General features: G+C 40.8%; 7 protein-coding genes. 4 read left to right on the forward strand and 3 right to left on the reverse strand.

The genetic code is table 11. The annotated features are described in order from the left end of the window. Position 1 precedes the first annotated feature (1 nt). Together yaaA and AAGF08_RS18750 are read right to left on the reverse strand one after the other, a co-directional pair. Positions 2–754, reverse strand: coding sequence for a peroxide stress protein YaaA (gene yaaA, locus AAGF08_RS18745; protein WP_343512922.1), 753 nt, complete (start codon positions 752–754; stop codon positions 2–4). After that, positions 754–6288, reverse strand: coding sequence for a gliding motility-associated C-terminal domain-containing protein (locus AAGF08_RS18750; protein WP_343512923.1), 5535 nt, complete (start codon positions 6286–6288; stop codon positions 754–756). The genes yaaA and AAGF08_RS18750 overlap by 1 nt, the downstream gene beginning before the upstream one ends. A gap of 82 nt (positions 6289–6370) precedes the next feature. On the opposite strand from AAGF08_RS18750, the gene AAGF08_RS18755 reads away from it, so the two are divergent. Beyond that, positions 6371–7417, forward strand: coding sequence for a type IX secretion system membrane protein PorP/SprF (locus AAGF08_RS18755; RefSeq protein ID WP_343512924.1), 1047 nt, complete (start codon positions 6371–6373; stop codon positions 7415–7417). A gap of 77 nt (positions 7418–7494) precedes the next feature. Here the strand turns inward: AAGF08_RS18755 and AAGF08_RS18760 are convergent, their stop codons facing one another. After that, positions 7495–8907, reverse strand: a complete 1413-nt coding sequence (locus AAGF08_RS18760) for a Gfo/Idh/MocA family oxidoreductase (RefSeq protein WP_343512925.1) — start codon at positions 8905–8907, stop codon at positions 7495–7497. A 200-nt stretch (positions 8908–9107) separates the two neighbouring features. On the opposite strand from AAGF08_RS18760, the gene AAGF08_RS18765 reads away from it, so the two are divergent. From AAGF08_RS18765 to AAGF08_RS18775, 3 genes are all read left to right on the forward strand, one after another. Then, positions 9108–9980, forward strand: a complete 873-nt coding sequence (locus tag AAGF08_RS18765) for a phytanoyl-CoA dioxygenase family protein (protein ID WP_343512926.1) — start codon at positions 9108–9110, stop codon at positions 9978–9980. 70 nt (positions 9981–10050) lie between these two features. Next, on the forward strand, positions 10051–11073 hold the full coding sequence (locus AAGF08_RS18770) for a ThuA domain-containing protein (protein ID WP_343512927.1): 1023 nt from the start codon (positions 10051–10053) through the stop codon (positions 11071–11073). 164 nt (positions 11074–11237) lie between these two features. Beyond that, complete coding sequence (locus AAGF08_RS18775) at positions 11238–12089, forward strand: sugar phosphate isomerase/epimerase family protein (protein ID WP_343512928.1); 852 nt, start codon at positions 11238–11240, stop codon at positions 12087–12089. Positions 12090–12218: the final 129 nt, after the last annotated feature.

Raw genomic sequence — 12218 nt, forward strand, 5'->3', positions numbered from 1 at the left:
TCTATCTTACAAAAACCCAGTCGGTTTTTGAACTTAGATTTTCTGAATATTCATACCCTTCCTGGTTAAAGCTCTTAAGATCCTGAGGCTCGGTAATTCTATTTTTAATGGCAAAGTTAGTCATCATGCCTCTAGCTTGTTTGGCAAAAAATCCAACCACTTTGTAAGTCTCGTCTTTGTATTCTTTAAAATGAATAGTAACTACTGGGGATTTTAATGATTTTTGATCAACAGCTTTAAAGTATTCTTGGCTTGCTAGATTAATAATTGTTTCTCCTTGAGCCACTTTATTGATTGCTTTTGCTATTTTTTTATCCCAAAACGCATATAAATTTTTTCCTTTTTTGTTTTCTAGCTTCGTTCCCATTTCCAACCGATAAGGCTGAATTAAGTCTAAAGGCTTTAGAAGACCATAAAGACCGGAAAGGATTCTTAGATGGTTTTGAGCAAAATCATAATCAGACTCATCGTATTGGTCAACATCAATTTTAGTATAGACATCCCCTTTGAAGGCTAAAAGTGCTTGTTTCGAATTTTCAAAATTAAACTCTTTTTGAAAGGTTTTGTATCTCTCTTCATTAAGTGTGGCCAAGGAATCACTTATATCCATTAGTCCAGAAATCTCACTTGCTGATTTCTTTTTCATTATTCTGACAAGGGATTGCGTGTCAGATTGAAAATCCGGCAAAGAATGGGATTTAATAGGTGGAACGCTGTAATCTAATGTTTTGGCAGGTGAAATAAGGATAAGCATTACTGAATTACTGTTATAGCTTTAGTGATTTTTTGGGTAATATTTTGGTCTTCACTAGTTAACTTCACAACGACCGCATATGTTCCATTTGGTACGAAATTTCCATTTAATGTTCCATCCCAAGGACAAAATGCCTGTGCCGGTTCTATATTTTCATGTTCACAATAGAAAATCAGTTCTCCCCATCGATTATAAATATAGACCTCTACAAAGTCAATATAATCGTTAGCATAAAGAATAAAATTTCTGTTTGGATCATTCAATACAACACCATTTGGAAATGAGATTTTCAGTGCACAATCCTCAATTACCTCAATCGTTGTACTATACTCACATCCAAGGTTGTCAGATACTACCAGAGTATATATACCAGGAAGAGAAGGAGTGAAAACAGCTTCTTGTGAAACTTCCTCTCCATTTAAGATCCAGGAATAATTATCATAAACTCCAGGGTCAAGACTTTGGTCTACACCCTCAACAGCACAAATAGTAATTGAAGTAGGAAGCACAGGAGGAATAATAACAGATTTCGCAACAACTCCGCTGGCCCTTCCAAGGTCACATCCTGCCGCACTTCTTAATAGTGCCTCATAAGTACCTTCTTGAGAAACTTCGATAATTGGCAGGTTGTCAAAAGCAGGTATTCTTGTTCTTGTCGTTCCCTGCACAGAATACCATTCGATTTCGGCAACAGTAGTTAGATCTGCAACAATAGTGATTGTAGTACTAGTTTGGTCGATACAGAATGGAACCACATCTAACTCTACGTCAAGATTTTGAGAAATTACTTCAGCCTGGAATGGCTTTCTATCAACTGGGCATAAACCACCAGCTCTAGGTTGGACTTCCAATGAATAATTTCCTGAACGGACAGGCACAAAACTTTGAGATCTTCCTACAATGATTCCACTTTCATCTTTCCAAAGGAAAATGACATCAGCCGGGTCTGCATTATTTAGAATTGCCTCATATCTCGTTCCCACTTGACAGTCAACTATCGGCTCTGAAACCTCAAAATCAATGGGCTCTGTAATTGTCACCGTGATTGGTAATTCTTTAGGACAGTTGATTCCGCTAGGGTCTACCCCTCGTACAGTATAATCTCCGCTTTGAGTAATCGTGAAACTGCCATCTGCCTCAGGGAAAATGGTCGTTCCCAAGCTGTTTGTAACAGAATATTCAAGTGTTTCTGGAGATTCCGGTGTAAAGGTATAACTGCCACAAGCAGTGAAATTTGAAGGTACAGAGAAAGTGACTTCGAATTTTTGATTTATGGTATAAATGTTAGGGTCAGGTATCGCACAATTTGTAGGATCTTGAATTTCTACAACATAGTCACCATATGGCACATTGACTATCACCTGAGAAGTATTAGTGAAAACCCCTGAAAAGACCTGTCCATCTCCCTCTCTGGTTATAGTATAGCTTCCAGATTGTGGCGAGGAGGTGAAATCAATCGTTAAAACACCATTTTCAATTCCGTCTTCACTACAGATTTCATCTGTTGGGGTAACAGTATATTCAAATCCTACTGGAGGGTTTGAATTTTCAATTGTTACTGTGGCTGAAAAAAGACAGCCTGTTGAATTTTCTGCCTCAATGGTATAAGCTCCAGGAAAAAGACCGGTTACAGGAATAATGTCACCTGCAGATACATTGGAAAATACCTGACTTAATTCAGGAATTCTGACTTCATCAGCATCAGCCTGCATGGTGATTTCAAATGATCCGTCTGCCGTATTACAATCTGTTGCAGGAGTGGTTTGCGCAGCTATGAAAATTGGCAATTCATTAACCAATAAATCTAATTTTTTCTCTACTGTGCAACCCTCTAAAATTGGATCTTGAGTGACGAAAATTATCTCATACTCACCTGGGCCAGGTAAGCTGGTAATAAATAACTCCAATTCGAAGAAGGTACCCAAAGAGGTTCTAGCTGGGTCTCCATTTAGGGTATAGAACCATTCACCAGAAATAGGTGTATCTGGAGCAAAAGTGACGGTAGTCTCTTCATAGCATACTTCTTCTGAAGTTTGTGTCAAATCAAACTCAAAAGCAGGACCAACAAAAACCTCTGCAGTAGATGGACAGGTTTCATAAAGCAAGGCTTCATCATCTGAAAGGCCATCAGGCAGTCTATAGCTTACGGTTACAGTATAGATACTTTCTTCTTCTACCGTTATTTCATTTGAATTTTCATCTCCAATTACTTGACCGGCTGCGTTTGTCCACTGGAAATCATAGATTCCTTCTGCTGGATCATAGCCATCAATAGCGGTTAAAGTAACCGGCGCATCGGAACATAATGTCACATCGTCTTCCAGGGTTAAAACGGGTGGTGCATCAACCTGAACTTCCAGGCTGGCTTCATAATAAGTTGGATCACCACATCTGTCTACTCTCAAGTCAACAGTGTATAAACCTGGTTCTGAAAAATTATGCTCATAACTCTGGAATTCATCTCCTGGTCCTCCAAAATTATCCAATACTACAAGTCCATTTTCATCGGTTATGGTATAGAAATAACTGTCAATATCAGGTTCTCCGGCACCTTCAAACAATGCTCCGCCACCCTCATCGGGATCCAAACAAATCCTTGGTGGTCCTGATAAAGACGGTTCAGGAATAGAGCTTCCTGAATTTTGCACGAAGGAAGGAAGACCTAAATTGGTTGTCCCGGGCATTCGTTCAACAGCATCTGTAGTAAAAGTACTGGAAGAGTTACAGCCTGAGCCTACACTTACCTGACCAATTCTATCTGATCCCACTACTGCCACATAAACCTGTCCATTAGGACCAATTTGGATTGCACCTAGATCCAATCCTGAGGTCCCGCTGATAGCATTTTTTGTACTATTGATACAGGCTTCTATCTCTGCTCTTGTATTTGCATTTTCAAAACAGCTTGGACAGATGGCGGCATCCGGGTCATCATTTTCAACTGGTTTAATAATAAATTCTTCAATCCCTGGCCCCCCATTTCTATAGGAAACCAATACTCGATCTCCATCCTCCGAAAATTCTAAACCGTAGACATCCCCATCACAACCAAGATCTATTCTTGCATATTCAGTCAATTCTCCTGTACTCTGATCGAAATCAAAAATTTCTAATTTATTACACCCGCCTTCAGAGATGGTAACAGCTAATTTGTCACCATCTGAATTGAATTTCATCGCTCCCACGCCGGAATTAAATCCGTGATTACTGCCGACTGAACTTAATACCGGGGGGCCTATTCCTAATGCGGAAACAGGATATGCTCTAAAAGTATTGTTTCCGAGCTCATGAAACATCATCCAAGTGGTATCTCCCGCATTTAAAGCGGCAGTATGTTCCGTGGAAGGACTGAATAAAAAGTTATCTTTTGATACTACATTTCCGACTCCGGTTTGATTTTCAGCTTTAATATCAACCAAAGAATAGCTTACTTCATTGGTTCCATTTGCTGATTCCTGGGTGGTAAATAGGTAAAATAAAGTTTGTTCATCTGGGACTGGGACTGCCATTACTGATTGACTGGCAGAATTATCCCCACCGATAGAGTCACCGTTTTCCATGACATTTCCATTTAGATCCCAGACAGTGGCTCCATCGGTATAAAAAAGAACTTGTCCAGTTTCATCTGAGATTGTGGTTGTTCCTGCTGGAATATCCTGAGGATGACGATTTTCTATGGGTCTTGGAGTTGGTGCATCGGGATCATCGGGATCGGGGTTAAAATCCAATCCAGCCCCATCACCAAAATACCAGATATTGTTACTTTGATCATCTAAGTCCCAGATTTTAATTCGGATTTCTGCATAAGCATAACACGATGAACCAGGCTCTCTAACAAGCGCCCAGTACAATCCTGGTTGACAAACCTCATTTTCCTGTCTTGTTCCCCATCCTTCATCTCTATAATTTGACCAAAAATATTCGTAGTTATCACCGCCACCAGCACCGCCTCCGCCTCCTGTACCGCCTCCCCCTGGGCCTTCACCATCTTGACCGGCTGCCTGAGCTTGCAATAAAGGTCCTATGTCAATACAGGTATTACAAAGGGTAGTATCAGAAGGAGAGAAATTGGCTTCTAAATTATTCTCAGTTAAGGGGATTGTTTTCGTGGAGGTTTGAGTTTCCCCATCCTCATATTCTACAGTCAATGTGACCGTGATATCTGTTCCCTGAGCGGCATCTGCCGGAACTAAAAAATGTTCCTGATTATAATCTGCTTCCACTGGATTTCCATCAGAATCTGTCAGTGGAGGATTAAATTCCCAAGTGTAACTTGCAGGACTATAATTTTCTGGAGTGAGTGTACTTGTTAATTGAATGGGATTATTTGCACAGGGCATTTCCGGATCCCAAGTGAAATCAACACTAGGATTTATGTCTGCATTGGGAGCAAACACCGGAAATACCCGGCCACAAAAATCCGCACCCATAAATGGATCTTCGTCCAAATTCAATAAAGTCAAATCTACTTCATTCGGGTTTTCTACCTTTCCAATTAATTGAGGACCTCCTGCTACTTCTTCATAGATGTAATAAAGGCTTCCATCGGGACCAACTTTAACATCATAAACACCATTTAAATCAGCAGCAAGTGGAATCTCCTCAGGTTCTGCAGCAAGATTGTTGGTTGGGACTCTAAAAAGCTGATTTCCCAAGGAATAATAAATAAATCCGCCATCAGGAGAGTAATCTGCACCTCCATAAGCTCCTGATCCGGTAACATTTGTGATTGGGTTTTCAGCGCCAAAAGTTCCTGTGGATGCATCAAAACCTAAAATCTGAATTTGATCATTGCTATCAGAGGGAATTAGAATCAATTGACCCATTTCCTCCTTATAGACAATTCTCTCTGGAGTGAACGGTACCCCTTTTGTGTCTGTGGTTGTGAAATTTCCCTCTCCATCATCCAATCTTTGAGACACTAAATTCCCCCCATCAAAACTTATTAAATAAGAAGGTGAGGAGGCATTTTTGACAACAAGTAATGCCCCAGAGGCATTTCCTATACTAATATCTTTTGAAATAACTTCACCCAAAGGCCGTTCATTTCCTGCTGCTTGTCCAGGAGCATTCATATCCACCAGTGAATATTGGAGTTCGCCGGAAAGTGAAATGTAAAAAATGTAGAATAATTTATTTCCCTCCGGGTCGTATTCCAAAAAACCGGTTGCCACCTGCTGCGTCCCGTCTACATTTCCGTTGAGTCCTGGAGCAGATCCCTCTATGGGAGATTGGCTAAAATCGTAGACTAATTCCCCGTTTGTTTGAAAAAGAGGCTGACCTGTTATGGGATCTATTGCTATTGCACTATTATTTTTACCAAGTAGCACGGTATTTGGTAAGGTTTGAACAGTAGGTGTGCTACCTTTACCAAAAGAGAGGTAATTACTTTCTCCGGTTTCGCAGCTTCCAAAAATCCATTCGTTTTCATTATATCCCTGCGAAAGGACTTTTGAATCTATCGCAAATAGGGTAAATAGAAGCGAAAGGGTAAAAATGTACTTGAACCTTATGGAATTAGGGTTGCTTTTCATAATTTTCGAACTGCTTTTAAAACAACCAAACATGTAAATCGTTTTAAAAGCCAACTGAATAATCAAATAAACGAACAAATCTTTGTTACGGTCTCTGCATTTAATAGTTTTTTTTTCACTCTGCTTTCTCGGACTGCAGTTTCATGCCTTTGGGCAAGACCCTCAATATAGCCAATATTATGCCGCGCCACTTTATCTCAACCCGGCAATGACAGGAGGGGAGTTGACGGGTCGGGTTGGATTCAACTATCGCAACCAATGGCCGAGCATCGATGCACAGTTTACCACTTTCTCCGCCTATTATGACACATATTTACCAAATTACAATTCTGGAATTGGCGTTATGGTCATGCAAGATACAGAAGGAGCTTCAAAGTTAAGATCGACGACTATTTCTGCATTATATTCTTATGAATTAAAAATAAGTGATAATGCTTATTTCCGACCAGGTTTTCAAGCTTCATACATCCGAAGAGAAATTGGGTTTTATGAAAATCTTATTTTTGCCAACCAAATAAACCCAAGTGATCCTTTTGGTCCAATTCTTCCAGGTACAGATATACCGGGATTAGGTGATCCAGTTAGTATGTTGTCCCTTTCACTTGGTGGAATGTTTTTCACAGATGATTTTTGGGTAGGAGTTTCTGCCCATCATGTAAACGAACCAAATCAATCATTTTTAGATGGAGTCAGTAAGTTGCCTGCCAAGTTTTCCTTGCATGCAGGCTATCGCTTTGACTTGGGAGAAGGTAGCATGAGACAGGATTTTACTCATATTCGTCGTAAACGTTATTTCACGCCTACTATCAATTATAAGAGACAAGGGCCATTTGAGCAGTTGGATGTTGGAGCCTATTTCTATGTGGAACCCATAGTTTTTGGACTTTGGTACAGAGGCTTACCTTACAAACCTGTGGAAAATCAAAGTAATAGAGATGCAATTGTCATGATGGTTGGTGTCAATTTACTCAGCGGACTAAACATTGGTTACAGTTTTGATTACACCGTTTCACAATTAGGTATACAATCTGGAGGGGCACACGAAATCAGTCTTTCCTGGACTTTACCGAATAAATATGAGGGACAGCCAAATAGAAGAGATACCATTCTTCCTTGCCCGAAATTTTAATAAAGGAGAAAAAAATAGATCGTAAAAAAAGCTGAAACGATTACTCGCTTCAGCTTTTTTGGTTTTTGTCAGATTATTTACAAAGTGTAAAATTCTTCCCAGCCTTTTCTTGGTGCTTCACCAGCCAGCAATTGGTTAGCCAGTGGGTTGTTAGTGATTCGATGCGTTTCCCTGTCAAATTCCAGTTTAGCATTTAGCTGCTGCGCCAAAACTCCTAAACAAAATACCTGACTTAAAGGTCCCGCAATTTCAAAAGGTGAACGTGTTTTTTCTTGGCCCATCGAAGCTTTCAGGAAGTTCGCAAAATGATTGGATGGGCTTTCCGGTACTTCTGGAAGTTTGCTTGCCATATCATTTGCTTTATCCTCACCGATGATCGATAAGGTACTGCCATGGGATCCGCCTTTGAAGGTTAGATCTTTTCCATAAATAATTTTACCCGGATTTAGTTTCGCAGGCTGAATCTGTCCATTGCTTGCTGCAGGAATATCTGCATTTAATTCAGATACGCCATAATTTTCCGGAACAGGGGGGATATTGTCAACCCCATCATACCAAGAAAGTGTCAGTGCAGGCATACCATTTCTTTCTGGGAATTTGAAAGCCAAGGTGGTGGACATCGGAAAAAAGAAGTTGTTATGTCCCCTCAGCATAACCGGATCTACCTCATAAGGCAATCCCAATTCAAGGAATTCATGAACCGTGTCCATAGTATGTGCTCCCCAATCTCCCAAGGCTCCCATTCCAAAGTCATACCAGCAGCGCCATTGGCCATTGACAAAATCCTTGTTATAGTCATGCTGGCTTCTTGCCATCAACCAAGTGTCCCATTCCATGGTACTTGGTAGGGGCTCGGCTTTGGGGAAACTTTGCATGTTTACATCCCATCCATGCCATCTTCTTGGGCTGTTCATATGAGCTGTCACAGCCGTAACATCCGAGATGATTCCAGCATCCTTCCATGCTTTGAACTGAAAATAATTTCCCTCGGAATGTCCTTGATTTCCCATTTGGGTAACTACGCTGTGTCTTTTGGCACAATCCATCATCAAGGTGATTTCATTGAAGGTTCTGGCCATTGGCTTTTCTACATACACATGTTTTCCTTCAGACATGGCAAGCATGGTGATGGGGAAATGAGAAAAATCCGGTGTTCCAACGGTGATTGCCTCAAAACCATTTCCAAACTGGTCAAACATTTCTCTGAAGTCCTGGAATCTCTTTGCATTTGGGAATTTATTCATGATTTCCAGGGTATGGGGCGCACCCATATCCACATCACAGAGTGCGACAATATTACAAAGACCGGTTTTATAAAGATCATTAATAATCTGTGCACCTCTATTACCGATGCCGCAGCAGGCTAAATCTACTTTATCACTTGGAGCGACATGGCCAAGTGGTTTTCCTAATACCGAGGAAGGGATAAAGGAAATACCAGCAAACCCAAGGGCACTGGTTTTTAAAAAATTTCTTCTTTTGTTATTCATATCTTGATTATTAGAGGGTTTTGCTAATTTAATAGTAATTAAAAACTATTTAAATTCATTGTTATTTGTTTCGATTTACAGCTAGCAATAACGAAAAGTAACGGAATGGATTTCGAAACAATTGATGAATTTCAAGTGAATTTGACCATTTAAAATTCTTCTTTTTCTTAACTTCCTAGCATACTTAACGCAGCAATATTATGAGAGATCTATCTGATTATTCTCAACCGATTACCAATCTGTTTGATCAGCCAAAAACAAAAACCGAGTGGGAGAAGTATCGACTCACCCAGGATCAAGTCGATTTTTTTCACGAGAATGGCTATTTATCAGGAATCAAATTATTGGATGAAGATCAAATCCGGACATTAAAAGAAGCTTTAGAAGAAGTTTCTGATCCAAAACATCCGATGCACCATTTATTTCATGAATTTCATAGCAATGAATCTTCGGACCCAAATCAAGTGCTTTTTCACTCATTGGGCCATTGGAGAATTCATCCGGCATTTCATGATGTGATCTGGAATCCAGCCTTTCTCATGGCAGCAAGTCAACTGCTAGGAAATAAATCAGTTCGATTTTGGCACGATCAGCTTTTTTGCAAGCCAGCAAAACATGGAGGGAATGTCGCGTGGCACCAGGATTATTCCTATTGGACGCGAACCATTGCCATGCAGCACCTGACTTGCTGGTGCGGTCTGGATGATGCTACTGAAGCGAATGGTTGTTTAAATTACATTCCCGGAAGCCATAATTGGGGATTACTGGATAAGCCTGCTCTTGCCGGAGAAATGGATGGACTAAAAGCCATGCTGAATAAAGAGCAGTTGGCTGCATTTAATCCCGTTGCTGTTCCCCTGAAGGCAGGATATGCCACGTTTCATCACCCATTAATGGTACATGGGAGCTATGCGAATTTCTCAGATCGATCAAGAAGAGCTTTTGTATTGAATGTCTTTGCAGATGGAACACTTTCAGATACGGATGAACCTTTGCTGGAAGGTGTTCCTGTGATCCCCAAAGGTGAAAAAATGGACGGGAAATTTTTCCCATTGATTTTTGAAGCGAAATAACCGTAATTATAAAAACTACTTGGATAGGGGGTGATTATTTTATTTCTTCTATCCTCAATCCCAAAATACTATGAAAACAACTTTTAGAAGGAAATTTACAGGCATTATGACAGTGGCTTTTGCCTTGATATTTTCTTTGGCTTGTGCCCAAAATGGAGAAACTTTCTTGCAGTTCGAAGGTAAATCTGGTCCGGGAAAAGGCAAGCATGTCGTTTTGATTTCCGGTGACGACGAATATCGCTCCGAGGAATCTATGCCGATGATGGCAAAAATACTTTCTGAGAAATATGGTTTTACCACTACCGTATTATTTCCAATCAACCCCGAAACCGGGGATGTAGTACCAAGTTATCAAAATAATATTCCCGGGCTAGAGCATTTAAAAGATGCTGATCTGATGATCATGCTGATCCGTTTTCGGGATTTGCCAATGGATCAGATGAAACATTTAGAGGATTATTTTAAAGCTGGGAAACCTTTCATTGCCTTAAGAACATCCACGCATCCTTTTGCTATCAAGGATCAAAACTCACCCTATTTCAAATGGACCTGGAACAGTAAAGTCCCAGGCTGGGAGGGTGGATTCGGTCAGCAGGTTGTTGGAGAAACTTGGGTTGCCCACCACGGCATCCATAAATCTGAGGGAACACGTGCTTTGATCGATGGAGTGGACCGGGATGCAGATCATCCTATTCTTCGAGGAGTAGATGATATTTGGGCACCGACCGATGTGTATTCTATCAAGAATCTTCCTTCCTCAGCCAATGTCTTACTTTACGGACAATCCACTGCGGGAATGACAGCAGAAGCTCCTTTGATGTATGAAAAATCCATCATGCCGATTGCCTGGACCAAGGAATACTCTTTGGAAGGCGGGAAGACCGGGATGGTTTTTGGGAGCACTTTGGGATCTTCACTCGATTTTGAATCAGAAGATATGAGAAGATTAATCTTAAATGCTTCTTTTTGGTTACTGAAAATGCCTGAAGTTATTACTCCTGAATTGTCTGTGGATATCGTAGGGAACTATGATCCAACGATGTTTGGATTCGATAGCTTCCGAAAAGGAATGAAGGTTAGTGATTTTAAATAATTCAAAAATCCCCCTTGCCCCCTTTGGAAGGGGGATTTGACCTAGATATATTTTAAATATTCAAAGCAAGAATTGTGATTTTCTTCTGAAAAGATTGAGGTTAAAGAAGATCGACTCCCCCTTTTTTAAGGGGGTAGGGGGATTTAAAAAACATAAATAAACTCATGAACAAAATAGGATTTAATGTGCTGGCCTGGTCGGCTGAAATGTCGGATTCACTTTTACCCATTCTCGATCGATTGAAGAAAATCGGATATGATGGGGCTGAATTTTTTATTGGGGGTTCACCGGAAGAATCCTTCAAAATGATCGGAAAGCATTGTGCGGACATTGGATTGGAGGTAACTGCGGTTACCGTGATGGGTCCGGAACAAAACCCGATTTCACCGGATGCCCAAGTTAGAGCTGCCGCAAGCGAGCAACTCAAATGGGTGATCGATCGTGCTAACGATCTGAACGCTCAGGTGCTTTGTGGTCCATTTCATTCGGCTTTTACGGTTTTTGCTTCCCGCGAACCGATTGAAGACGAGTATAACTGGTCGGCAGAAGTCCTTCATGGCGTTGCAGATTATGCAAAAGATGCCGGGGTTTTATTAACTCCAGAAGCCTTAAACCGATTCGAGTGCTACCTCTGCAATACCATGCAGCAACTTTCCTATCTGCTCAAAAAAGTCAATCATTCGAATGTGCAGGCGATGTTTGATACGCACCATGCGAATATCGAAGAAAAGAAGCTTGGTGATGCGATCAAGTTTATTGCTCCGCAACTAGGGCATTTCCATATTTCGGAAAATGATCGAGGTACCCCGGGTTCCGGTCATGTGAACTTTGATGAAACGTTTAAGGCCTTAGCCGATGTGAACTATAAGGGCTGGCTGACTATCGAGGGCTTTACCAGAAATGATCCAGCTTTCGCAAATTCCATCGGGGTATGGAGGAATTTCTCCGAACCTTGGGATATGGCCGAGAATGGCTACAAGATGATTCGGGAGATGGGAGAGAAATTCGGGTTGTAAATTCCTAGCCCATGGTTTAAACCATGGGCTATTTATGTTCGTGAGGAGACAAAAGGGGCAAAGGAATGCTTGAAAAATATAAATCTTAAAATTCCAAAAAGATTGATTCGTTTCATTGTCATTTCGACC

The sequence above is a fragment of the Algoriphagus sp. SE2 genome, from assembly GCF_039563885.1.
Lineage (GTDB): Bacteria > Bacteroidota > Bacteroidia > Cytophagales > Cyclobacteriaceae > Algoriphagus.

Bases quoted from the DNA above. Each gene is read 5' to 3' on its own strand.
- AAGF08_RS18775 (WP_343512928.1), top strand. From the start codon at position 11,238: ATGAACAAAATAGGATTTAATGTGCTGGCCTGGTCGGCTGAAATGTCG.
- AAGF08_RS18765 (WP_343512926.1), top strand. From the start codon at position 9,108: ATGAGAGATCTATCTGATTATTCTCAACCGATTACCAATCTGTTTGAT.
- AAGF08_RS18770 (WP_343512927.1), top strand. From the start codon at position 10,051: ATGAAAACAACTTTTAGAAGGAAATTTACAGGCATTATGACAGTGGCT.
- yaaA (WP_343512922.1), bottom strand. From the start codon at position 754: ATGCTTATCCTTATTTCACCTGCCAAAACATTAGATTACAGCGTTCCA.
- AAGF08_RS18750 (WP_343512923.1), bottom strand. From the start codon at position 6,288: ATGAAAAGCAACCCTAATTCCATAAGGTTCAAGTACATTTTTACCCTT.
- AAGF08_RS18760 (WP_343512925.1), bottom strand. From the start codon at position 8,907: ATGAATAACAAAAGAAGAAATTTTTTAAAAACCAGTGCCCTTGGGTTT.